18 protein-coding genes and 1 pseudogene are annotated in these 26,888 nt (G+C 32.1%); 15 read left to right on the plus strand and 4 right to left on the minus strand.

The genetic code is table 11. The features are described from left to right. Window positions 1-7 precede the first annotated feature (7 nt). On the minus strand, window positions 8-1,240 hold the full coding sequence (frhA, locus tag M2325_RS07870) for a coenzyme F420 hydrogenase subunit alpha (RefSeq protein ID WP_209591550.1): 1,233 nt from the start codon (window positions 1,238-1,240) through the stop codon (window positions 8-10). 453 nt (window positions 1,241-1,693) lie between these two features. Between frhA and M2325_RS07875 the strand changes: the two genes are divergently transcribed. The 5 genes and pseudogenes from M2325_RS07875 (at window position 1,694) to M2325_RS07895 (ending at window position 7,562) form a co-directional block, all read left to right on the plus strand. Beyond that, window positions 1,694-2,128, plus strand: a complete 435-nt coding sequence (locus M2325_RS07875) for a hydrogenase iron-sulfur subunit (RefSeq protein ID WP_209591549.1) — start codon at window positions 1,694-1,696, stop codon at window positions 2,126-2,128. 117 nt (window positions 2,129-2,245) lie between these two features. Beyond that, window positions 2,246-3,157, plus strand: a complete 912-nt coding sequence (locus M2325_RS07880; protein WP_209591548.1) for an NADH-quinone oxidoreductase subunit B family protein — start codon at window positions 2,246-2,248, stop codon at window positions 3,155-3,157. Window positions 3,158-3,386: 229 nt separating this feature from the next. Continuing rightward, a complete protein-coding gene (locus M2325_RS07885; protein ID WP_259052585.1) occupies window positions 3,387-4,814 on the plus strand; it encodes a Ni/Fe hydrogenase subunit alpha in 1,428 nt (475 codons plus the stop codon). A gap of 150 nt (window positions 4,815-4,964) precedes the next feature. Next, window positions 4,965-5,369: pseudogene (locus M2325_RS07890) on the plus strand (4Fe-4S binding protein); the annotation flags it as partial. Window positions 5,370-5,597: 228 nt separating this feature from the next. Next, window positions 5,598-7,562 carry a CoB--CoM heterodisulfide reductase iron-sulfur subunit A family protein gene (locus tag M2325_RS07895; protein ID WP_209591545.1) on the plus strand — a complete coding sequence of 655 codons (1,965 nt, stop codon included), beginning with the start codon at window positions 5,598-5,600 and terminating at the stop codon, window positions 7,560-7,562. Between the two features lie 145 nt (window positions 7,563-7,707). On the opposite strand, the gene M2325_RS07900 is transcribed toward M2325_RS07895, so the two are convergent. Further along, window positions 7,708-8,091 (minus strand): pyrimidine dimer DNA glycosylase/endonuclease V, encoded by a 384-nt coding sequence (locus M2325_RS07900; RefSeq protein ID WP_209591544.1) that lies wholly within the window; start codon window positions 8,089-8,091, stop codon window positions 7,708-7,710. A gap of 152 nt (window positions 8,092-8,243) precedes the next feature. Here M2325_RS07900 and M2325_RS07905 point away from each other — a divergent pair, with 152 nt between their 5' ends. From M2325_RS07905 to M2325_RS07945, 9 genes are all read left to right on the plus strand, one after another. After that, a complete protein-coding gene (locus tag M2325_RS07905) occupies window positions 8,244-8,375 on the plus strand; it encodes a hypothetical protein (RefSeq protein ID WP_259052586.1) in 132 nt (43 codons plus the stop codon). 219 nt (window positions 8,376-8,594) lie between these two features. Further along, window positions 8,595-9,314 (plus strand): indole-3-glycerol phosphate synthase TrpC, encoded by a 720-nt coding sequence (gene trpC / locus M2325_RS07910; RefSeq protein WP_259052606.1) that lies wholly within the window; start codon window positions 8,595-8,597, stop codon window positions 9,312-9,314. Between the two features lie 25 nt (window positions 9,315-9,339). Further along, a complete protein-coding gene (gene trpD, locus M2325_RS07915; RefSeq protein ID WP_209591601.1) occupies window positions 9,340-10,422 on the plus strand; it encodes an anthranilate phosphoribosyltransferase in 1,083 nt (360 codons plus the stop codon). Window positions 10,423-10,424: 2 nt separating this feature from the next. After that, window positions 10,425-11,855 (plus strand): anthranilate synthase component I, encoded by a 1,431-nt coding sequence (locus M2325_RS07920; RefSeq protein WP_259052588.1) that lies wholly within the window; start codon window positions 10,425-10,427, stop codon window positions 11,853-11,855. Window positions 11,856-11,873: 18 nt separating this feature from the next. Next, window positions 11,874-12,470, plus strand: a complete 597-nt coding sequence (locus M2325_RS07925) for an aminodeoxychorismate/anthranilate synthase component II (protein WP_259052590.1) — start codon at window positions 11,874-11,876, stop codon at window positions 12,468-12,470. 38 nt (window positions 12,471-12,508) lie between these two features. Continuing rightward, on the plus strand, window positions 12,509-13,147 hold the full coding sequence (locus M2325_RS07930; protein ID WP_259052592.1) for a phosphoribosylanthranilate isomerase: 639 nt from the start codon (window positions 12,509-12,511) through the stop codon (window positions 13,145-13,147). A gap of 97 nt (window positions 13,148-13,244) precedes the next feature. After that, window positions 13,245-14,474 carry a tryptophan synthase subunit beta gene (gene trpB / locus M2325_RS07935; RefSeq protein WP_209591540.1) on the plus strand — a complete coding sequence of 410 codons (1,230 nt, stop codon included), beginning with the start codon at window positions 13,245-13,247 and terminating at the stop codon, window positions 14,472-14,474. 37 nt (window positions 14,475-14,511) lie between these two features. Further along, window positions 14,512-15,366, plus strand: a complete 855-nt coding sequence (gene trpA, locus M2325_RS07940) for a tryptophan synthase subunit alpha (protein WP_259052595.1) — start codon at window positions 14,512-14,514, stop codon at window positions 15,364-15,366. Window positions 15,367-15,400: 34 nt separating this feature from the next. Further along, window positions 15,401-15,541: a hypothetical protein gene (locus M2325_RS07945; protein ID WP_259052597.1), complete on the plus strand. Its 141-nt coding sequence runs from the start codon at window positions 15,401-15,403 to the stop codon at window positions 15,539-15,541. A gap of 65 nt (window positions 15,542-15,606) precedes the next feature. On the opposite strand, the gene M2325_RS07950 is transcribed toward M2325_RS07945, so the two are convergent. Both M2325_RS07950 and M2325_RS07955 read right to left on the minus strand, forming a co-directional pair. After that, entirely contained in the window at window positions 15,607-16,422 is an 816-nt protein-coding gene (locus tag M2325_RS07950; protein ID WP_209591536.1) for an SPFH domain-containing protein, read from the minus strand. 247 nt (window positions 16,423-16,669) lie between these two features. Beyond that, window positions 16,670-23,569, minus strand: a complete 6,900-nt coding sequence (locus tag M2325_RS07955) for an Ig-like domain-containing protein (protein WP_259052600.1) — start codon at window positions 23,567-23,569, stop codon at window positions 16,670-16,672. Between the two features lie 437 nt (window positions 23,570-24,006). Between M2325_RS07955 and M2325_RS07960 the strand changes: the two genes are divergently transcribed. Continuing rightward, the coding region (locus tag M2325_RS07960; RefSeq protein WP_259052603.1) for a NosD domain-containing protein at window positions 24,007-26,888 on the plus strand (2,882 nt) is incomplete at its 3' end.

Here is a 26,888-nt window from a genome sequence, read left to right on the forward strand (position 1 = left end):
AAGTATTTTATTTGAAATATTTCTCGTTTACAACTTTATTATCATAATCTAAGGATATCATGTGCGTTGCACAGGAAACACATGGGTCATAGGCTCTTACAACGTGTTCAGCGAATTTATAGTGCGTACCTTCTACCGCTTTACCGATTAATGGGATATTCCATGTAGTTGCTACAATTGCGTTGTAATATGTAATCCTACCTTTCTCGTCGATTGAAGCTTGGTGCGTGTTGTGACCTCTAGCTGCTTCGTGAACTCCAAGCCCTAATTTTTCACCATCTCCTAAAATAGGGTCTTTTGCTCTTGTTAAACCGTCAACGTTTAATTCTTCGATTATTTCCATTGCTCTTTTTACGTGTATGACGTTTTCGTAAGCTCTTGCAATATGTATTGCCATCGCACCTTTTTCCTTGAAATCGTGGAATTTAGCAAATCTTGCACGTGGCCCTACTTCCATTAATCGACCGTTATATCTTGGAATAGTTGTACAAGCTTGTACTGCTACTTCTTTTTCGTATACGTCGTATGGAGTATATTCGTGTACTTTTTTCTGCTCTATGTTTTCCCTATTGCCGTAAGTAGAGTCTGTAGCTAAATATCCAAAGTCGTGGTACCCTAATTTTTCAGGAATTTCCGTTCCGTCAACTAAGGTTCTATTTTCAAAAATAGGAATTAAATATTCGACCTGTTCTTTTGCTAATTTTTCAAATTCCTTACATTTGTAATATATTTTTGAAGCTGCTGAGGGGGTAATACTTTTTAACATACCTCCAACCTTGATGTTTGGAGCGTGGATTGCTTCCCCACCGATTGTATCAACAATATATTGCCCGGTTTTTCTCATCTGCTGAATTCTTGTGATATATTCAACTCTATCCTTTTCAGGTATGAAATCAGGAGCAATTAAAAACTCGTGTAGTGGGTGTGAGTGCATTTTGTTGCCGAGTCCTGTTAATTCTCTTAATAATAATCCATCTTTTGGGGGTACAATACCACAAGCATCCTCAATTGCTTCCACGGCTGACGTAGCGTGTGCAATAGGACAAATACCACAAAATCTTGAAACTGCGATAGGTGCAAATTCCGCTGGTTTGCCTACTAAAAACTTTTCAAAGCCCCTTACTGGCGTTACACTTAAATAGTTACCTTTTTCTACGATTCCATCGTCATCTACTTTCAAAACAAGTTTCGTATGACCTTCGTGTCTGGTTGTTGGGTTAATTTCAACAGTTTTTCCCATTAAATCACCTATTTGTTAAGCCACAATTAGTATTTTATTTAGTCATTAGTCATTAGTCATTTTAGTTTATTATATTTTAATTTAACTAGTATTTATCGGTAGTTTAAGTTATTAAGAATTTTTTACAGATATTTTTATTTAAAAGTCACAAATTAGTCAATTATGTGTTTATATAGATGTTTAGTTTTTATTTTGTAATTTAAAATAAACAATTCACATATCAGTAAACATTTAAATATATATTAAAAAATCTAATATGGTATTTCTTTATTTAATAGATATTAGAAATATTATTAACCATATTAATAATTCAATATAATGTCTTTAAAATTTTCTATATAAACCTTTTGATTTCGATTTAAAAATTGTATTATATATATTAGTTAGCATTATAGACATATGAGAAATTAGAATACCTATTGACTATATTAGATTATCTAATGAGGTGAAAATGTGGCTGAAAACTGGGAACCGAAAATTGTCGGTTTTTGTTGTAACTGGTGTACCTATGGTGGTGCAGATACAGCAGGTGTTGGGAGAATGCAATATCCTCCAAGCATCAGAATTATTAGGGTGATGTGCTCTGGCAGAATCGAACCGTCATTCATACTAAAAGCATTTAAAGAAGGCGCAGATGGTGTATTCATCGGTGGTTGCCACCTTGGAGACTGTCACTACGATGCAGGTAACTACAAATGGCAAAGAAGAGTTATGATGCTCTACGATATGCTCGATGAACTTGGTATTGAAAAAGAAAGAGTCATGCACGAATGGATTTCAGCTTCAGAAGGTGAAAAATTCCAAATTGCAATGAATGATATTTACGATAAAATAAAAGCTATGGGTCCTTGTACTTTAAAAGAAAATACGGGTAAAATAGACGAATAACAATGAAATATTACTAAAAAACCGATTTGATTTAAAATAAATACAATAATGAATTAATAATGAATTAATAATGAATTAATACGGAAATAATACTGAACTAATACATACGGTGGTTTCATGGTTAAAATAGCTACTACATGGCTTGGATGTTGTTCTGGTTGCCACATTAGTCTTTTAGATTTACATGAAGACTTATTAGGCATTTTAGAGCAAGTCGAACTGATTCATAGCCCTGTTTTAATGGATGTTAAAGAAATACCTGACGACATAGATGTTGCATTAATCGAAGGTGGAGTTAGAAACGAAGAAAACCTTCATATTGCAAAAGAAATGAGAAAAAAAGCGAAAGTTGTAATTGCTTTTGGTACTTGCGCAGTTTACGGCGGTATCCCAGGTATGGGTAACCTCTATTCAAACGAAGAGTTATTAGAAAAAGCGTACAAAACAACAATAACTACGAAAAATGACGAAGGTATCATTCCAAGCGAAGAAGTACCTGCATTAACTTCGAGAGTAACACCCCTCTCACAAGTTATCGATGTGGATTACATACTTCCAGGATGCCCTCCTAAACCAGAGTTAATCGCTAGTGTATTAACTGCACTTTTAGAAGGCAAAGAACCTGAATTATCAAATAAAAACATGTGCGAAGTGTGCCCTAGAGAAAAAAGTAGCGAAGGGGTTGTTGTAGGCGAGCTTAAGAGAAATTATGAAGGCGAAATCGACCCTAAAAAATGTTTACTTGAACAAGGTTACGTTTGCATGGGTGTTGCTACAAGAGCTTCTTGCGGTGCTTTGTGCCCTAGTGCGGGCGTTCCATGTACGGGTTGCTACGGTCCAACCGATAAAGTTGTAGACCAAGGTGCTAAAATGATATCTGCATTAGCTTCTGACTATAAAGTTGACGATGATAAGGAAATGAACCCTAAAGAGCTTCCGAACAAAATAATTGATAAAGTAGGTAGTTTCTACAAATTTACACTTCCTAGTGCGTTAATTCCTGTAAAAAACGATAGAAATAAAAAATAATTTAAAAACATAATATTAAGGCGTATAAACAAAATTTAAATGATAATATGGAAAATTTAATTAAAATAAATTGAATATATTAGACAATTATATTATTTGACTATAGAATGACTATAAAATAATGTTAATGTACTTTAAAATTAAAATAAATTAGAATAAATTAGAATAAATTAGAATAAAACCAATAGTTTAAAATTAAAAATTATGGATTATCGTATATGGTGATATAATGACTAAATTGTCAATAGAACCTGTTACTCGGGTTGAAGGACACGGTAAGGTTACGTTATCATTTGATGACAGCGGAAAGCTCGATAAAGTCAATTTTCACGTTGTGGAAGTTAGAGGATTTGAAAAATTCCTAGAAGGACGATATATCGAAGATGCACCAATATTTACCCCAAGAATTTGCGGAATTTGTCAAGTTTCACACCATTTAGCAAGTGCTAAAGCGGTTGACAATGTATTCGGTGTAAAAATACCTGAAACAGCAAATATGCTCAGAAATTTAATGCAACAAGCTTCAAACGTGCACAGCCACGCTTTACACTTTGGTATGCTTGCTTCTCCAGATTTAATGTTCCCAACTACAGATGACGCTTTAAAAAGAAACCTTTTAGGCGTTGCTGGGGAAAATATGGATATGATAAAGGATTCAATCGCAATGAGAAAAGTAGGTCAAACTATTGTCCAAAAAGTGGGCGGTAGGGCAATCCACCCTGTAACCGCGATAGTAGGCGGACAGTCAAAACCTTTAACTGAAGAAGAAAGAGACGAACTTTTAACATTATCTGATAATCTTGTTGAAACAGCTGAAAGAACATTGAATGTCGGAAAAGAAATGGTTGAAAACTTAAAAGAAAAAGATTTAATGAATCTTGGCTATTTTGAATCATACCACATGGGTTTAGTAAATAATGGCGCTCAGGATATTTACGAAGGAAATATTAGAGTTGTAAACTCAGAAGGTAAAATTGAATACGAATTCGACCCTGCAGAGTATGCAAACTATATTACTGAAGGAGTAAGACCTTATTCATACTTAAAATTCCCTTACTTAACTGAAAAAGGAGAAGGGGAAGGAAAAGGCGCTTATAGAGTTAACACACTTTCAAGATTGAATGTATGCGACAAAATGCCTACGCCAATCGCTCAAAAATACTATGAAGAATTTGTTAAAACCTATGGAAAACCTGCACATCAACCTATGTTATTCCACTACGCGAGATTAATCGAATTATTGTCAAGCTCAGAATTAATAAGAAAATTCTTAGAAGACGATAAAATCGTTGATACAGACGTTAGAGCTGAAGTTGACCCTAAAAATATTACTGGTGAAGGTGTTGGCTGTGTTGAAGCTCCTAGAGGTACATTAATACACCACTTTAAAACCGACGATAGAGGAATTATTAACGACACTAATTTAGTTGTAGCTACCGTTCAAAATAACCCTGCTATGGACATTGGAGTTCAAAAAGTTGCTGAAAAATACATTAAAACACCGGAAGATGCAAAACCTCACATTTTAAACCACATGGAAATGGTTATTAGAGCTTACGACCCTTGTTTATCCTGTGCAACACATACCATCGGTGAAGAACCTAAAATGTTATCCATGGACGTTTGCCAGGGCGGAAAATTAATTAAAACATTGTAATTAATCCTTGATTTGGATAAAATTATAATAAGAACCGTATAATAAGAATTGAATAATACATTTACATAATAGGGGATGTTTATGAATAATTTAAATTCAGAAAATATGTGTAATTGCTGTAATTCAGCTAATTCATGTGGCGGAACAAATGGTATCAGTTGGGACAGAGAGAAATGTGAATATTGTGGTCCTTGTGCGATAAAATGCCCAAATGATGCTATAATGGTTGTAAACCCAAAAGGTCTTGAATTACCTTCTAGAGCTAAAACTGAAAGAGCAAACGAATTTAAAATGTGCGATTTATGTGGAACTTGCGTATCTGCATGCCCAACAGAAGCTTTGCAAATGGGAAAAATTGTACACAATGAAAAAGAATACGATAGGATTGAATTTACACCGAGTCTCTGTGATAGTTGCGGTGCTTGTGTTGAAATCTGTCCACAAAACGTATTAAAATTAAATGAAGAGTATAAACTCAAAGGATTTTGTGTAATGTGTCTTAAATGTATAGACGCTTGTGACAAAACCAAAAAGAACGCTTTATCATTAAAATAATTTTTTTGATAAATGTAGGTATTAGGAAAATTAATATATTTATTAGTATATTTAATATGTAAAATTAAGATATTATATTAAAAAATACCAAATTAACTTAAGATATTACCATTCCTATCTTTAAATTAAAAATAAGTATAAAATAATTATAAAATAATTATAAAATAAGTAAAAATAAGTAAAAATAACCATTAAAATTAATTATATAGCCAAAATATCGGTGATATTATGGAAGAACCAAGAATTGGAGTTTATGTTTGCCATTGCGGTGTTAACATAGGCGGAGTTGTAGACTGCGAAAACGTAGCTAAAACTGCCGAAGGACTCGAAAACGTAGTAATTGCAAGAGACTACAAGTATATGTGTGCAGACCCTGGACAAGAAATGATTAAAAAAGATATCAAAGAATTAGGGTTAAATAGAGTTATTGTAGCAGCTTGCTCACCAAGACTTCACGAACCTACCTTTAGAAGATGTGTTGCAGAAGCTGGTTTAAACCCATTTTTATTTGAGTTCGCTAACATTAGAGAACACTGTTCATGGGTTCATATGAAAGATAAAGAAAAAGCTACCGAAAAAGCGAACGACCTTGTAAGAATGGCAGTAGCGAAATCAAGAGGCTTAGAGCCATTGGACTATCTTAATGTACCAGTGACTAAAAGAGCACTAGTTATCGGTGCAGGAGTTGCAGGTATCCAGGCAGCTCTTGATTTAGGTGACGCAGGTTTTGAAACAATTGTTGTAGAAAAAACCCCATCAGTTGGGGGTAGAATGGCGCAACTCGATAAAACATTCCCTACAAACGATTGTTCAATTTGTATCCTTGCTCCTAAGATGGTGGATGTTGCAAAACACCCTAACATCAAATTGTACTCGTACTCTGAAGTAAAAGAAGTAAAAGGTTATATCGGTAACTTCACAGTGAAAATTGAGAAAAAGCCAAGATACTTAAGCGAAGAAAAATGTACTGGTTGCGGTTCTTGTGCCGAAGTATGTCCTATTAGCGTTCCAAACGAATTTGATATGGGGCTTGGAATGAGAAAGGCAATTTACCAACCATTCCCACAAGCGGTGCCTGCAAAATATACCATTGATATGGAACACTGTATAGATTGTGGTCTTTGTTCAAGAGTTTGTGGCCCTCAAGCAATTGATTATAATCAAAAACCAGAAATCATTGAAGCTGAAGTAGGCTCAATTATTAATGCTACAGGTTACGACCCATACGACCCAACTGAAAAAGAAGAATACGGTTACGGTGTTTACCCTAACGTTGTGACAGCGATGGAATTGGAAAGAATGATTAATGCGTCCGGCCCTACAATGGGTAAGGTAATTAGACCTAGCGATGGTCAAAAACCAAAAAGAATCGCATTTATTCAATGTGTTGGTTCAAGGGATGCTAAAACAGGTCACAGATACTGTTCAAACGTTTGTTGTATGTATGCAATGAAAAACTCACAATTAATCAAAGAAAAATCACCTGAAACCGATATCGATATCTACTACATGGATATAAGGGCATTCGGTAAAGCATACGAAGAATTCTACGAAAGAAGTGCAAAACAATATGGTATTCAATTTATTAGGGGAAGACCTGCTCAAGTATTCCAAGAAGTTGGTAGCGATAATCCAATGATTAGGGCTGAAGATACACTTTTAGGTGAAATATCAGAAAAAGAGTACGATTTAGTAGTCCTCTCAGTTGGTATGGTGCCTTCAGAAAGTGCGGATGACATCCAAAAATTACTTGGCATTTCAAGAAGTGCGGACAGATTCTTCTTGGAAGCACACCCTAAATTAAGACCTGTAGATACTGCAACAGACGGTGTTTACCTAGCGGGTGCTTGTCAAGGTCCTAAAGATATTCCCGCGTCAGTTGCACAAGGTTCAGCGGCTGCTTCGAGAGCTTCAATCCCACTAGCTCAGGGAGAAGTTCAAATCGAACCTATCGTTGTAACCATCGATAGTGAAGTTTGTGGAGCTTGTGGTATTTGTGTACAACAATGCCCTTACGGTGCACCAAGATTTGTTGAAAAAGACGGTAAAATGGCTGTAGAAGTAATTTCTGCACTTTGTAAAGGTTGCGGTACTTGTGCGGCAGGTTGTCCGAGTGGAGCTCTTGAGCAATCTCACTTTAAAACAGGGCAAATTTACAGTCAAATTGAAGGAGCTTTTAAAGATTCATTCTAATTATTAATTAATTTATTATTTAATTTATTAATTTATTAATATTAAAATTAATACTCCTTCCTATTAATTTGTAAAATTTCAAAAAATAATTATTTTTATTTTTATTTTTATTATTTTTATTATTTTTATTAGTATTTTTATTTAATTAGTAACCTAATTCGATTAATCGTCTAAGGTAAATAGCAAATCTTTTCCTACACTCGGGACAGTGTTTTACATAGAGCAAATAGTGTATAACGTTTCCACGGTTTGCTTTTTTCTGCAAAATATCTTTTGGCAAGTGTTTTATATGAGGCGATACATCTTCTAAATCTGACTTATGGTTGTAACCCCTACTAATCATTTCTTTTGCTATTTCGTCATGCCGTTCCTTTATGGTGTCAACTTCAACCTGGTCATACTCTACGTGCTTTGTTATCTGCCTTTTACGTTTTAAAGAGCCTAAAAGCATATGGCTCTCCACATGAGCACTTCCAAGATGTTTTTGACACAAAGCTACCGCGGGATAGTGAGGAAATTGATTGACCATAATTACACCTTGTAATATCGTTAAAATCGTAATTATACAGTAGCTATTAATATTTAGTCTTGTATTAATATATCTACAATAATGTATATATATTATAAGATTTCTATAGTTAAATATTAATAAAAATATGATAAAAATCAATGGTGTTTAAAATGAACCCTATAACGAAAATCTCGGGTATGGATAATTTCCGAAATATGAATGCAAATGACCTGAATGATAATATAAATAATATAAATAGTTTAAATTCAGAAATTGTTGTTTTATTCCAGTGGTGGCACTAATCGCTGTGTAATTTGTTAGCGAACGCTATAGTTCGATAACGGTAATTGTAAGTTAATTGTATTTTGCAGTAGTTATCTAAAAATTTATAAATTTTGTAATGGTTATATCCATATATTTGACCATTTAAATTTATATATATTTAATTACTATTTTATGCAAATATTTGATACAATTAATATATTTAGATTTATAAATTTAACCAAAAATTAAGGCTGATTATTATGATAAATTTTAAAAGACAGGCGAATGCCATAAAAAATTGCAATAAAACGAATAAAACGAATAAAAATGCAGTAATCGCTGAAATTAAAGTTCATTCTCCAAAATATGGTGATTTACTAAAACAAAGAAATGAATTAGACATATTAAAGATATACGAAGAAGCGGGAGTCGTTGGAATTTCGTATATCACCGATAAACAATACTTCAACGGAGATTTTGACGTATTTAAGGAAATTTGTAAAAATACAGAACTTCCAGTACTTAGAAAGGATTTTATCACTAAAAAAGCTGAAATTGAAAAAACCGCAGAAGCAGAAGCCAGCACGGTTCTATTAATTCCAAGAATATTGGGCGAAGAAACAGCCGAATTTGTGGATTATGCAAATAGTTGCGGTTTAGATACTCTCGTCGAGGTACACAATGAGCAAGAAATAGAAATTGCGAAAAATACAAAAACTTCCATGATTGGTATAAACAACAGGGATATATGTAAATTAGAACTTGACGACGGAACGGTATCATTAACTGAAAAATTAGCTAATTTAATACCTAAGGATAGAATACTAGTTAGTGAAAGCGGAATTTCTAATTTAAACGATTTAAACATTGCCTTAATGTATACTGACGCGGTACTTGTCGGTACGTCATTTATGAAAGCAGACTTTGAAATACAGAAAGAATTTGTTAAAAGCTTTGTAGGGGAAAACTATGACTGAAATTGAAATAATCAGTAAAGAATTTATGAATAAAATTCTTGAAAAAAACGATTTGACATTTGAAGAAGCTTACAAACTTTTTGGAATATTACTAGATGAAAATGAAATTAAAATAGGAGCCTATTTAACCGCTCTACAAATGAAAGGCATTACTTCGGAGGAAATTGCAGGCTTTGCAAAGGCAATGCGTGATAATGCAATAACTATGAATTTAGGGAACGTTGTAGACACTTGTGGAACAGGTGGCGATGGCTCAAAAACCATAAATGTTAGTACGGCGGTTTCTTTGATACTGTCCTGCTTTACAAAGGTTGCAAAACACGGTAATGTATCAATAACTTCAAAAAGTGGTTCTGCAAATGTATATGAAGCTTTAAATTGTAAAATTCCTGAAACCGTAGAAGAAGCAGAATTTTTAATGGAAAAAACCAATTTTACGTTCTTGCACGCTCAAAAATATCATCCGGCTCTTAAAAAAATAATGCCCGTAAGGAATGAATTGAAGTTTAAAACGATATTCAATGTATTAGGACCTTTAGCAAATCCTGCTAGTCCGAAATATCAAATAATTGGGGTAAATTCTATTGCGTTGTGTGATAAAGTTGCAAAAGCATTGCCTAACTTACAGAACGTGGAAAGAGCGCTGGTTGTAAATGGTTACGGGAAAAGTTGCGGAAAAAATTACACTCTAGACGAACTAAATCCAAATGGAAATTCTAAAATCGTGGAATATAATAAAATTACTAACAAAAATTTTGAAGATGAATTCAAAAGTTATATCGTAAATCCCAAAGATTTTGGGCTTGAAAATTCGAAAATAATTCCCTGCAATAGTCCTGAAGAAAGTGCAAAACGTTTAAAAAATGTATTTTCAGGAAAAATAAATGAAGATAGGAATTTTATACTTATGAATGCTTCAGCGGGTTTATACGCTTGTAAAATTGCATCTAATTTCTTAGAGGGCATAGAAATTGCAAAAGAAGTGATTGATTCAAGATTGGTTTTGAAAAAAATCGAAGAAATCCAAAAAATAAATAAAATAAATAAAATTAATAAATTAAATAAACATGATGAAATTGATGAAATTGTGAATCAAAGGGGTGAATAATTATGAAAATTAAATTAGACTATGTAAACCCTTTGAAACTCTATGAAGTTATACGAAACGAAGGTAAATATCCTGTAATGCTTGAATCACGCTCTAAAGGTAAAACAAACGCAAGATATACGTACATTTCATATAACCCAGAATATATGTTGAGAATAAAAAATAAAACCAAAATGGATAATGAAACAATTTCAAAAGAGAGTAATCCGTTTAAATCGTTAAAAGAAATTTCAGATAATGTCGGCATTAATAATTATAATAATTATAATAATTATAATAATAATGGTTTAAAACATACTGATGACCGATTTACGGGTGGTTATCTGGGATATATGGCTTACGATTGCATACACAACTATATTGGTGGAAAAATAGAAGAACCATCTGTATTTGGATACTATGGAAATATTTATGTTTACGACCACCGATTAAAGAAATTTTATTTTTATTCTGAAAAAAATAATTCAATTGATGAGATAAAAGAAGCTAAAAAAATTGTTGAAAAAGCCAAAAAACTTGAAATTAAAGATAAATGTCAAAAAAATAATAAAAATAATAAAAATAACACTAAATCTAAAAATGTTGAAATAGTCGGTTGCGATGCAAATTTTGAAGATTATGTTAAAATGGTAGAAAAAGCAAAAGAACATATATTTGAGGGTGATTTATTCCAAATAGTACCTTCTAGAGAATATTATTTAAAAAGCGAGTATTCTGCGTTTGAATTGTATAAAAATTTAAGAGAAATTAATCCAAGCCCGTATATGTTCTTACTTGAATTTGACAAAAAAATAGTGGGGGCATCACCTGAAACTATGGCATCGGTACAGAATAACATTTTAAAAGTAAATCCAATTGCAGGAACTGCCCCAATTGGTAAAAACATATTAGAAACGGAAAAATTTGCAAAAGAGCTATTGAATGACGAAAAAGAACAAGCCGAACACATGATGCTCGTAGACCTTGCTAGAAACGACGTTAGAAAGGTTTGCAAGCCTGGAAGTGTGACTCTTGACAAGTTTTTCGATGTTGTAAAATACAGCCACGTTCAACATATCGAGAGTGAAATTAGTGGAATTTTGGATGAAAAACATAATTTCAATATGTTTGATGCGATAGAAGCTACATTCCCCGCAGGTACACTTACAGGAGCCCCCAAATTTAGAGCGATGGAAATAATCGATAAAATAGAAAAATCAAGGCGAAAAGTCTATGGTGGTGCGGTAGGTTACTTCTCAAATAGTGGAAATGCTGATTTAGCGATAGGAATCAGGATGACGGAGATTGAAAAAAACGGTATTTGTAGCGTTAGGGCAGGTGCGGGTATTGTAGCCGATTCAATACCTGAAAAAGAGTATTATGAAACAGAAAGAAAAATGCGGGCTATGATGAAAGCTTTAGGCGTTAAATCTAGCAATAAGTCATTTGAATGATAGTAAAGGTGAAGATGTATGATAGTAATAATCGATAATAAAGATTCGTTTGTATGGAATTTGGCGGACTATGCGTCATTATACGATGAAATAAAAGTAGTTCCAAACACCATTGACGTTGAAAAGTTGCTAAATCTAAAACCTGATGGTATTATTATATCTCCTGGACCCGGAAGTCCTGAAAATGATAAAGATGTTCAAAATTGCCCTGAAATTATTCTAGAGGTGGATATTCCGATTTTAGGCGTCTGCCTAGGTCACCAAACGATTGCAAACGTCTTTGGCGGGAAAATAGGTAAAATTCCACCGGTTCACGGTAAATCAAGCTACATAAAACACGATTGTAAAGGAATTTTCAAAGACGTCAAATTACCATTTAAAGCAGGTCGGTATCATTCATTTTCGGTCTTAAAAATGCCCGAAAACTTCCATATTTCAGCCACTAGTGACGATGGAGTTATAATGGGGATAAGGCACAATTCAAAACCAATATTTGGTGTTCAATTTCATCCGGAGAGTATTTTAACAGAATTTGAGAAAAAAGAAGGTTTAAAAATTATTAAAAACTTTGTAGAGATTTCAAAATTTTATAAATCCCCTAAATTTAGTAAATAATCTAAAAAATAGAGGAAATAATATAACGATGTGAAAAAATGTTTTTAAAAATTTGCGGAATAAAAACTTTAGATGAATTAAGAATTGTTGAGAAATACGCAAATGCTACCGGTGTTATAGTAGAATGCGAATCAAAACGGAAGATAGATTTGAAAACTGCGGAGAATATCGTTACTAATTCTAAAATTCCAGTTTTCACAGTATCTACATCCAAAAATTTGGAAATTTGGAAATCAATAATTGAATCAACTTCAAAAAATTCAAATTTTAAGCCATATGTTCAAATTCATTCTGATTTGGCTTCCAAAAATGTGGAACATATCAAAAATGAATATGATTGCTTTATAATGAAGTCATTTAAAGTCTCCGAACGAAGTTTAAACCCTGAAAAAGACGCTGAACAACTTATTGATAAAATTAAGGAATATAATATCGACAATATTGATAAAATACTATTGGATACAGGTAAGGGTTGCGGGAAAACTCATGACCATAGAGTTAGCGAAATTATCTCCAAAAAATTTGATGTCGTACTTGCAGGCGGTATAACTTTTGAAAACGTGAGAAAAATTGTAAATTCCGTAAAACCCGTTGGAATTGATGTTTCTAGTGGCGTTGAGTTAAACAACAGAAAAAACGAATTATTAATAAAAAAGATTTGTCATAATTTGATTTAATTAGAATTAATTAGAATTAATCGAATTTTAACTAATTAAAAATTATAGGTTATTAAATTATGACTAAATACAGTATATGTAAAATTAAGGTGAAATTATGAAATGTAATACAAAATGTGACAAAAATGGATATTTTGGGGAATTTGGGGGTCAATATATACCTGAAGTTTTAAAACCGGCTGTTGAAGAGCTTAAAGAAGCCTATAAAGAGTTAAAAGATGACGAAGACTTTCAAAATGAGCTTGCATACTATTTAAAACATTATGCAGGACGTGAAACTCCCCTATATTATGCAAAAAACTTGACTGAAAAACTTGGTGGTGCCAAAATCTACCTAAAAAGAGAGGACTTATTGCATGGTGGTGCCCATAAAACCAATAACACTATTGGTCAAGCACTTCTTGCTAAAAAAATGGGTAAAACAAGAATAATTGCTGAGACGGGTGCGGGTCAACATGGTGTTGGCACGTCTATGGCAGGAGCACTTTTTGGTCTCGAAACAGAGATTTTTATGGGTAGGGTAGATACAGAACGACAACAACCTAACGTAGCACGTATGAAATTATTGGGTGCAAAAGTTACGCCAGTCGATACAGGTTCCAAAGTTTTAAAAGACGCTGTAAATGAAGCTATGAGAAATTGGACTGCTACTTTTGAAAATACTCACTATTTACTTGGCACTGTGATGGGTCCACACCCATTCCCAACTATGGTGAGAGATTTTCAGTCAGTAATTGGGAAAGAAGTTAAAAAACAAATAATGGAGCAGGAAGAAAGACTTCCTGATTATTTAGTTGCCTGTATTGGAGGGGGTAGCAATGCAATGGGTTTATTTCATCCATTTTTAAGTAATAATATCAGTACTGGCAATGATGATGCCAAAAATGTTAAAATGATAGGAATAGAGGCTGCAGGTAAGGGGCTTAACACTAGCCTTCACGGTGCATCCATAACTAAAGGTGAAAAAGGGGTACTTCACGGTATGCTTTCGTATTTCTTACAAGACGAGGATGGACAAATAGAAGAAGCTTATAGTATTTCTGCCGGATTGGATTACCCAGGGATAGGTCCAGAGCATGCTTATTTACATAACCTTGGGCGTGTGCAGTATGCTTCAGCAACTGATAAACAGGCCTTAAAAGCATTTATGGAACTTACGAGAACCGAAGGAATTATCCCGGCTCTAGAATCGTCTCACGCGATTGCTTATGCCATTGAAAATGCAGGAAATATGGATAAGGACGATATAATGGTAATAAACCTTTCAGGACGTGGGGATAAAGATTTAAACACAGTAATAAATGCAGTACATAAATTGGGTTGTTAAAATTAATTAAAATTAATTAAAATATCGAGGAATTTAAATGAAAAACTTAGAAAATTTAGAAAAAGATTTGAAAAATGACTTAAAAAAAGATTTGAAAAAAGAAAAACCAATTTTAGTTAGTTTTTTAGTATCAGGGGACCCAAATATTGAAGCTACACTAAAATTTATGAATGCACTAGACGAATATTGCGGAGTTATAGAACTAGGTATACCATTTAGTGACCCGATAGCAGATGGTTCAACTATTCAAGAGGCAAATGTACGTTCCTTATCAAATGGTTATAAAATACATCAATCTTTTGACGTATTACGGGAATTTAGGAAATTTTCAGATACGCCAGTTGTACTTATGACGTATTACAATCCAATATATAAAAGAGGTATTGAAAATTTTGTAATTCAAGCAAAAGAAGCAGGGGCAAATGGGCTTATAATTGTAGATTTACCCCTAGATGAAGCAGAACAGTATAGGGCAATATGTAAAAAGCATGATATGGGAACAGTATTCCTTGTAGCCCCAAATACACCTGATGAGAGGTTGATGTATTCTGATGAGGCTAGTACACTGTTTTTATACGTAATTTCGACATTTGGTATTACTGGAGCTAGGGGTTCATTTGAAAAGATGACTTTTGAATTTATAGCTCGTGCAAAAAATCTTTGCGATAAAAATAAGCTGTATGTAGGTTTTGGAATTTCAAACGGTGAACATGCTGAAAAAATAATTGAAAATGGTGCTGACGGTGTTATTGTAGGGAGTGCTTTTGTAGATATTATTAAGGAATACGGGGATTCTAATGAAACTATTTATAAATTAAAAGAATTAGCTCGGGAATTAAGCGAAGGGATTCATAAAGGTTATGTTAAATACAATGAAAAGAATAAATATTAAATAATATAATTTATTTTAAATTTTGGGTGGAGATATGAATTTAAAAGATAATATACTTTATAAATCAATCAAATGGTTTTTTGCGGTTAAATCGGAGAAACCTAAAAATTACGATACTGAAGTAAAACCTATATTGTATGAGCAAGAGCGACGTGGTAGACGCCGTATATTATAATAAATTCTAATTTAAAAAAATAAAAAAAGAAATTATATTATTGTAGTATTTAATTAATTATTCATTTAATTCTTTTTTGAATTCAAAAAGTTTTTGGCAATGTCCATTATATTTTCAGATATTATATATTTTGAATTTTCTTTTAAAACGCTATTTGCAACGTCAAGTGATTTATAAACTTGTGCTTCACCTTTAAAGTACATTTGTGCCGCTTCTGCAACTGTTTTTATTGCTTTAGCCTGCCCCTCAGCTTCAATTCTAATACTTTCTGCAGTACCTTGCGCCCTAAGGATTTTACTTTGCTTTTCCCCTTCAGCTTCCAAAATTGCAGCTCTTTTAAGCCTTTCAGCCTTCATTTGTTGAGTCATTGCATTTTTGATATCCGTAGGGGGGTCAATTTCTCTAAGCTCTACTTTTTCAACTTTTACCCCCCAACTGTCGGTATCTTTGTCGAGTGATTCTAAAAGTTTATTATTTATGTATTCCCTTTTGTTTAAAACTTCATCCAATTCAAGACTTCCGATAATTGCCCTAAGTGTCGTTTGTGCCAAATTTACTATTGCGTATTGATAGTTTTGAACTTCAAGAACTGCCCTATTGACGTCCATAACTCTATAGTAAATAACCGCATCGGTCGTAACTCCCGCGTTATCTCTTGTAATCATTTCTTGAGGGGGTACATCGATTACTTTTGTTCTCACATCCACCTTTATGGCATTATCGATGAAAGGAATTATTAAATTTACACCAGGTCTTAAACTTCCTACTACTTTTCCTAATCTAAATATTAAACCCAATTCGTACTGATTAACGATTACAACGGATTTAATAATTATAAATAATATAATTAGCCCTACTATTGGTAATAATAGCCATTCCATATATTTCAACCTCTAAATAATAGTTAAATAATTATTCTGTATTTATTTATGTAAAATATATTATTTATTTGATTTATTTGATTTATTTATGATATTATCTATATTCTTAATTATATTAATATGCAAGTATGTAATTTAAATAATTGTTGATAAAAACAAGAAATAATCAAAATTGCAATATAAATCTATTTTAAAAAATAATAAAAAAAAAGAAAAAGAATTAATTTAAGAATTAATTCTTAATTATTTAATTAATCTTTTTAGCTTTTCCATCTACCCATTGAACTAAAATAGGTTCTTCAGGAACTTCGCTAAGTGATTTAAAGTATTCTACGGCAGCTTGTGTACCGAATCTATCTGAACCTGCAAGTAATACAACGTTGTATTCGGTTACTAAACCAGTTCCTTCTGATTTAATAGTCATCATTTGTATTACACCTTTATTTTCTCCAGGGTTTGAATTTGTAATTGACACTGGGAATTGGTTCATATATGCTTTTGTTAATGCGTTTGCCAAAGGACCACCAACGATAATTGTATCGCCGTCTATTTTAATGTCTTTTGAGTATGCAGTAACCGAGCTTTTTAATGATTTTGCATAGTTTTTATCCAAGTTCGCATAAACTATTTTTGAACCTGAAATCATGCTACTTGTCGTAATTGAATCTGAGGTGTAGTGACCACCGCCTCCACTACTTCTACGTGGACTTGAGGTAGTAGGTAATACTTTTTGCAATTCAATGTCAACTTCAGGGTCTTTTAATAATGTTAATTCTAATATTTTACCATTATCGTTAGATATTACTCTATACCAACCCATTTTTGATTTGGTGGTTGTTATAGTAGTTTCTGTACCATTGTTAACGGTGATACTGCTTAATGAAAAGTCACCTAATGGTATTCTGAATATTACATATCCTTTTTTAGCGGTATCTTTTGCAATAAATTTAAGGTTTGCTGAAACCACGTTTGAAGTTGTTGTCATTTCTGATGTAACGTTTGTAACGTTAAATCCATTTTTCAATAATGCTCCCTGCTCTAAAGACTCTTTAATTTTATTTAATGAGTTTTGAGCTTCAGTGGAAGTCATTAATTTCACATTTAACTCTTTAGCTTTTTCATTAGCTTGTTGGAGTTTCGTTTTTAATTCTAATGAGATGTTTGTCGAAACATTTTCCATTACTGGAATTTGTAATGATTCGTTACTGAATTCTAGAGATGTGATATTGTAACCGTCGTGTTCTTCGGTTGTTATGTTACTAATATTTATTTCGTCCCAAACATCGGAACTAATGCTAATGTTTTCTAATGCTTTTTTAACTGTATCATTAGTTAATAATTTAACTGAGAAGTTATATTCTTCTGATATTTTCTTATTTCCTAATGTATCTTTAGCATTTATTGTAAATAAGTAAGTACCGTTTTGTAATCCATCCATTTTGTTGGTTTCATAAATATTATTTCCAATACTATTCATTGATATAGTATTTTCCTGTGTTTTATCCGCTGTTGCGAGTGTAGCATTAACTATATCTATGTTATCGTCAGTGACTGTAGCTTTAATGATTATGGCAGCATTATCGATGTAAACGTAGCCTTTTACAGGTCTTACATCACTAATTGTAGGTGCTGTTGTATCCACTGAGAAACTACTTGAATCACTAGTATTGGAGTTTCCAGCGTTATCGTATGCAGTTATTGTGTATGTGTATGTACCATCTTCTAAGGTATCTATAGGAATACTTTCATAGGTATTTGTTTCACCTACTGGATTCAATGCTAAGATGGTTTCGCTTGAATTTTCTGCAACTATGGTTGTAATAACATTTTTAATTCCATTTGCATCTTTTACTGTTGCATTTATTGTAAATCCATCATTTACTACTTTACCTTCGATAGGTTTAATATCGGTAACGCTAGGATTTGTTAAATCTATTTTAAAGTGAACTGCTGATGAAGTAGCCGTGTTATTATACATGCTTTTAGCACGTGCAATTACTGTATAGTTACCTTCTGGCAATTCAACTGATGATGTATATCCAGTGAAGTCAGTAGTTTCGCCGTCTTTAACTAAGTCAATAGGTTCGATAGCGTTTAAAGGACTACCAGTTACGTTACTATAAACTGTTGCGTTTATTGTTGCACCTTCTTCACCAGTTACATTTATTAATATAGGTGCCGTTGAATCATTGAATAATGAACCAGTTGTAGGTTTTGTAATTTCAACTACCGGAAGTGTTGCATTTACATTAAATACAATTCCGTCGTTGTTAAATTTATTTCCATATATATCTATTGCAGTTATTTTTAAAGTGTATTCTCCAGTTTTTAAATTGGAAACACTTCCTGTATGTAAATTTACATTATTTGGGTCTTCATTTAAATCTAATGTAATTGGATTTAATGAATTTGTTGAATTTATTAATGATATATTAACTGTTGAATTTTCATTAACTTTTACTTGTATGTTTGTTGTACTACCAACAGTCGCACCAGCACTTGGTTTTGTACTTACAATTTCAGGTGCTGTTGCATCTACTGTGAATGTAGCTGTTGTATTTGCAGTATTTCCTGCTAAATCTGTAGCTATAATGATGTATTTGTATTTACCAGTTGTTTTATTTAATGAGTCATTTTCATATAAATCAGATGTACCAACTTGTGATAATATTATTTCAGTTTCTGAATCGTTAAGTTTCGCTATAACTGAATCAAGGTTGGTGTCAGTTACTGTTGCGTTTATTTTAAATTTACTAGGCACTATTGAATTAGTTCCAGGTTTAGCGTTTGTAATTGCAGGATTATCGACATCTAATTTAAAGCTAACTGAATTTGATGTAGCGGAGTTTCCTGCTTTATCTGTTACAGTTACAGTGTATGTGTAGTCACCAGTCGGGAAAACGTCAATAATGTCACTTTCATACTTACTTGAGGTAGTATTGAACCTTAAACTTATACCTGTGGTTGAACTATCAATTGTTTTTGTGAGTGTAGCTATAGCTGTATCCACATTTGTTTCTGTAACTGTAGCGCCTATTTTAAAGTTATTAGGTATTACAACTCCTGCGTTAGGTGTTGTGCTTACAACTACAGGTGCTGTTGCATCTACTGTGAATGTAGCAGTTGATGTTGCGTTATTTCCTACTGAATCTATTGCAATAATTGTATATTTGTATTTACCACTTACTGATTTAGTTAATGGGTTACTTTCATAGAAATCAGATGTTCCCACCTGGTTTAATGTAATAGGTGTTTCTGAATCGTTAAGTTTTGCTACAACTGTGCTTACATTAGCATCCGTAACTGTAGCATTTATTTTAAACGTATCTTTTACAAAGCCATCATTTGTAGGTTTAGGATTTATAATTTGAGGTGCGGTTGCATCTACTACAAAGTTTACAGGTGCAGAAGTGTTTTCATTACCTAAAGCATCTATTGCAGTTATTGTAAATGCGTGAGCTCCTTCGTTTAATGAAACGCTGTCGTTTACATACATTTTAAGGCTTGTGTTGTATGTTAAATTCACAGGTTTAGTGGTTGCTCCAGAAGTTACAATTGCTTGAACGCTAGCTATATCACTAATATCTGTAACGTTTGCTATAAATATAACCCCTTCAGGTGTTACCATACCTTCTAATGGATTTTTAATTTCCACAGTAGGTGCTGTTGCATCTACTGTAATTATAGCACTGAATGTTGCGTTATTTCCTACTTTATCCATTGCTACAATAGTACAGTTGTATTTACCACTTGCTTTAGTTAATGAGTCATTTTCATATAAATCAGATGTACCAACTTGTGATAATGTAATAGGTGTTTCTGAATCATTCATATATGCCACTACTGAATCAAGGTTGGTATCAGTTACTGTTGCGTTTATTTTAAAAGTTCCAGATAATATTGAATCAGTTGTAGGTTTAGCATTTGTAATTTGAGGTGCTATTGCATCTACTACAAAGTTTACCTGTGCAGAAGTGTTTTCATTACCTAAAACATCTATTGCAGTTATTGTAAATGCGTGAGCTCCATCGTTAAATGAAACGCTATCGTTTTCATATAATTCAGTTGTTGCATTGTATGTTAAATTTACAGTTTTACTGGTTGCTCCAGTTACGATTGCTTGAACGCTAGCTATATTGCTTACGTCTGTAATGTTTGCTGTAAATATAACCCCTTCAGGTGTTATCATACCTTCTAATGGGTTTGTAACGTTTATTTTAGGTGCTGTTGCATCTACTACAAAGTTTATAGGTGCAGAAACGTTTTCATTACCTAAAGCATCTATTGCAGTTATTGTAAATGCGTGAGCTCCATCGTTAAATGAAACGCTATCGTTTTCATATAATTCAGTTGTTGCATTGTATGTTAAATTTACAGTTTTACTGGTTGCTCCAGTTACGATTGCTTGAACGCTAGCTATATTGCTTACGTCTGTAATGTTTGCTGTAAATATAACCCCTTCAGGTGTTATCATACCTTCTAATGGGTTTGTAACGTTTATTTTAGGTGCTGTTGCATCTACAGTAATATTGTAGAATGATGTCATATCAGCGTTACCTGATGTATCGTTTGCAGCTAATATGAATGAATATTTTCCACTGGTTAAAGTATTAACCCTAACTTCGTATTTTCCTGATGTAGTATTGTATGCTAAATTTATTGGTGCTTGAGCAACTCCTCCTTCTGGAGTTATTATTGCTACAACTTTATCAATAGTATTACTTTCGGTTACTGTTGCAGATAATACAAAGTCACTAGGTACTATTGACTTATTTATTGGGTTTACTTCACTTATTGCAGGTGCTGTAGCATCCACATTAAAGCTAATCGTTTTTGTTGCAGTATTTCCACAGATATCCATAGCAGTTACATTTAGTGTGTGTACACCGTCAGAAAGACCAATTACTGCTCCTGTGTAAGTTGTTGAATTATTAATTAATGGAACATTTATTGAACCTGGTGTATCTTTATCAATTATTGCAGAGTACATGGTTACTAATTCGTCCAATTTGAATGTTACATTAAATGAATCACCCATGCTTCCTGAACCCTGTTCAATCGGGTCAAAGATTGTGATTACAGGTGCACTCATATCTACAGTAAAGTTTACAGGTGCAGAAATATTTTCATTTCCTTTATCATCCTTTGCCTTTATTGTAAATTGGTAATTACCTTCAGGTAATACTACGTCAGGTGTTTGATAAAGTTTGGACATGTCCGAATATGACATACTTTTAATTATTATATTTCCTGTTTCGTTAATAATTTCTACATTAACCTGACCCATATTACTAAGGCTATCAGTAATATTTGCAGTTATTATCACATTTGAAGGTATTTTTGAACCATTTGCTGGCATAATATCTGATATCTTAGGTGCTGTTGCATCTACAGTAATATTTATTGATTCAGATGCTGCACCTTTGCCGAAAACATCGGTTGCGTTTATTATGAATGAATAATCATTACCTGCTAATGTAGTATTATTTGTATAATATCCTAAAGTATCATTATATGTTAAATTTATCAAAGATGGAATTCCGCCTTTAGGAGTAATATATGCTTGAACTATACCTACACCAGTTGAATCAGTAACTGTTGCACTTATTTCCACGTTACTAGACACTATTGAATTATTTACAGGCATTATATTACTAAATGTAGGTCCTGTAGCATCTATTGTAATGTTTGATGCATTAAGTAGAGCAGTATTTTTTACAACGTCAGTTGCGTTTATTACAAAATTGTAATTTCCATCTTCTAAAAGAAGTAATTCAGTTTCATAGTAACCAGTACCATTAAGAGACATATTTACTGTGTTATAGTTATCTTTTACTATATCATGAATAAGTACGCTAACATTACTTACATTGTAATCTGTAACAAGTGCACTTAATTTAATGTTACTTGGTAATATAGAGTCATTTGCTGGTGATACTTCACTAATTACTGGTGCTGATGTATCTACCACAAAGTTAAGTGATTTATTAGCAATGTTACCTGCTTCGTCTTCAACGGATATATTTAATTCATGTAACCCTTCTATAAGTCCATTACTTGGACCAGTGAATGTTTGCCCAACAGGTGTTAATGTAATTGGCGTACCATCAATTATTGCTTCACTCATGCCAACTATTTCATCAACTGAAAAGCTAACATCAAAAGGAGTTAAGCCTATGATTGGTACACTCATTGTTGGAACGTTAGGTGCTGGGCTGTTAATAGTAATTGTTGGGGCTGTCACGTCAGTAAAATAGTTAATTGACGTTGTTGTAATCTTATTACCGTGTATATCTGTTGCAGTGATGTTGTAGCTAAGAGCTGCATCTTCTACTACAGGTATTAAGTTTGTTTCATAGAAATCTCCACTGATATTACTCAAAGTATATTCGGTGAATGTTCCAGTACTTATATTTTTAACAGTCGCTACAACTGATGCAATTCCTGCATTATCCGTAACTGTTGCGTTTATTTTGTAATCTTCATTTATCAAATAATCTGTATCCGGTAATGAATTTGTAACTACTGGCACTTCCCCGTCAACTGAGAAGTTAACTGGAGCTGTTATAAATGTATTATTAGCTAAATCCGTTACGTTTATTGCATACGTGTAAATACCCGCTGCTAGCGTAATAGTTGGACTTACATATTCACTTCCGACGATTGATAAATTAACTGGTTCTTGAGGTATTCCTCCATCAGGGATTATGATTGCCTGAACAGTTTGTACATTATCTTCCGTAATTGTTGCAGTTATGTTAAAATCTTTTGGCATTATCATATCTGCAGCTGGTGCAGTAACCGTAACTGCCGGATAGATAGTATCTACAATAAATGTAAAGTTCGCGGTTTCGTTTGCTGTTGTACCATTTATTGTAACGTTAATTTTATGGGGACCTTGACTTAAATCCGTTAAATTTAGCGTATAAGCACTTATGGTGGCGTTATACGTTAAATTTTGAGGAATCCCCCCATCTAGTATTAAGGTAGCATTTTGAACCGTAAGGTTCGTAAGTACCTCTATTGTTACGTTAGTATCGTTAATGTATTGACCATCTATAGGATTTTGAAGGTCGATAGTAGCACTGACCATTCCTAAAATTGATAATAACATTAAAATACCAACTAATTGATATTTTATATTCAATATTACACCTCTATTAATTGAAAACTCGTCATACGTAGAGTAATTTTATAACTATATTTATACATTATAGTTTATTGATTTTGTCGCATATTACTCAATAATATTATTATGACAAACACACCTCTCAGTGTAATAAAAGTTATAAACTACATAAAATAAATATTTTTCTATTTATTTAGTATAATTAGGTCATAATTAAATAGTTTAGGTTCCCAAACTATTTATTTTCAAATTATAATGGGTTTTTGCTAGTTTTAAATAAAATGTAATTAAAGATAATTACTTGTAAAAAAAAGTTAATTTTCAAACATATTAGTTATATGTAAATCTTATTAAATTATTAGATATCTAATACTTAAGATATATTTAAAGTTAAATAAAAAATTATTTATTTAATTAATTAAATAAATAATTTTATAATAATTATGGAGGATAATATGTATAAAAACTACAAAATAACATTTTTTATGTTACTACTGGTAACAATGTTGGCTGTTAATGCAACATATGCAGATACTGCAATAAATGGACAGTATACAATAAATACACCGGGTAAATATTATTTAACAGATAATATAACGGTTTCCAGTGGTAATGTTATAAATATTCAATGTAACGATGTAATACTCGATGGAAAGGGATTTACTATAAACGATAGTAGTACCACTACTGTGAATTACGGAATAGATATATCCAATGCAAATAATGTAACAATAAAAAACTTTAATATATCTAATGTAGGCAGAGGTATTGGAATCGGCAATTCTAATAATGTTACAATTATTAATAATACCATAATTAACAATTCGAATGGTATTCGTATATCAAATTCAAATAATAACTCCATTATTAATAATAATGTAAGTTCAAATAGTGTAAATGGTATTTATTTAATCACCGGGTCGAACAATAACTCCATTATTAATAATAATATAAGTTCGAACAAAGAGTATGGTATACACTCAAGTGACGATTCTAATGGCTTAATTATTACTAATAATACCATAAGTTTAAATAAATATGGTATTGACCTACAAACGCTAGATAATACAACTATTACTAGTAATACCATAGTTTCAAATATTGATAGTGGTATTGATTTATACCATGTATATAATACTAAAATTATGGATAATAATATAAGTTTAAATAAGAACTATGGTATTCTACTAGCGGAAATAACAAATATATCTATTATAAATAATACGATAAATTCAAATACTGAATCAGGTATCCATATGTATCTGGTAGCTGGCATCATCAATATTATAAATAATACTGCAAATTCAAACAAATATGGTATTAACCTAAAAAATGTAGATAATGCAATTTTTATCAATAATACTGTAAATTCAAACGATTATTATGGTATTTATTTATTATATTCAAATAATAACTCCATTATTAATAATAATGCAAGTTTAAATACTCAGTGTGGTATTCGTATAGATAATTGTGATAATAACTCTATTACAAACAATACTGCAAATTCAAACGATTATCATGGTATTTATGCACGAATTTCTAATAATAATACGATTATAAATAATACTGCAAATTCAAATATTCAGTATGGTATTTACATCTATAAAACACGAGTTAACACAGTTTTAGATAATAACGCAAATTCAAATATTCAGTATGGTATTTTAGTGGAATATGTTGACAATAGCACAATTATAAATAATACGATAATTAACAATTCAAATGGTATTCGTATATTAAATTCAAATAATAACTCCATTATAAATAATACTGCAAATTCAAACGATTATTATGGTATTTATGCACGAATTTCTAATAATAACTCCATTATAAATAATACTGCAAATTCAAACGATTATAATGGTATTTATTTATCTAATGCTAATAATAATACTATTATAGGCAATATATTTAATAACACAGCTAATATAGGACTTTCAAGTTGTGGACTAAACTATTGGAATACGACAAAAGAAAAAGGTGGGGGAAACACCTGGGTAACTCCAACAGGAACAGGTTTTTCTGAAACACATCCCGATACTAACAACGATGGTTTCTGTGATGAAATATACGATATTTCAAAAGGTAACATAGACTACTTAGCAAAATATATTGATACAACAGGTCCAATAATAACAGTACATTCACCAGCTAATAAATCAATATTTACTAAAAATAGTTTTAAGGTAAATATAACTGCTGTAGATTCAAGCGGTGTTGATAAAATAGTTTCTGAATTTTACGGTTATAATCGTACTATGGCAGAGTATCCTACTTACTATTATCTCGGATTTAACGAAATGCTTGACGGAAATTACTCTTTCACATTCTATGCGTTTGATAATCTAGGTCATAGAAGTGTTAAAAAACTATGGGTCGTTGTATATACAAAGGCGCCTGAAATAACAATAAACAATCCAATAAATAATAAAGTATACAATACAAGTGATATATTTATAAATGCAACTGCGACAGATGCAATAGGGATAAAAGAAGTAATGGCAAACATAAATGGAACCAATATTACAATGAATATCAATAATAGCTATTATACCTTAAGCAAAAACTTATCAGACGATAAATATAGTTTAAAAGTTTATGCCGAAGATAATGCAGGAAATAAAAGCGTAACAGATGAAATAACCTTTAGCGTTGATACAACAGCTCCAAAAGTTACTTTAAATTCTCCAATAGGATTACAAAATAAAGCAAATATTACAATAAACGCTACAGTAACTGATTCTACAGGAATTAAATCAGTAATGGCGGAGTTAAATGGGGAAAATAATACTTTAACACTAACTGATGGTTACTATATTGTAAATAAAACATTAATGGATAATAATTACGCTTTAAAAATATATGCTATTGATAACGTGGATAATAAAGCAGTAACTCCAGTATCAGTCTTTAAAGTTGATACAACAGCTCCATACATTACAATAAACTCACCAAACGGAACTTTAAAAACAGATAAATTCTTAATAAACGTTAGTTCCTATGAAGGTTTAGTTACATCTGGAATAAAAGAAGTAATAGCAAACATAAACAATGAAAATATTACATTAACTAAAACAGGAGATTATTACTTAGCAGAAAAAACATTAAACGATGGAACTTACTTATTAAACGTTACATCAATTGATAATGCTAACAACAGTAATTCAACTAGTACAACATTTACAATAGATACTTACGTACCTTCAAGTAACAATAACAATAGACGTAGAACAATAGACGCTTCAGATAGTATCGAATCTAAATCGTTAAGAAGAACAGTTTCAGATTCCAAGATTGTATATGGAAGTAACTTCGATAAACAGTTAGCAAACAG

This window comes from Methanococcus voltae PS (assembly GCF_024807035.1).
In the GTDB taxonomy this organism is placed as follows: domain Archaea; phylum AGJL01; class Methanococci; order Methanococcales; family Methanococcaceae; genus Methanococcus; species Methanococcus voltae.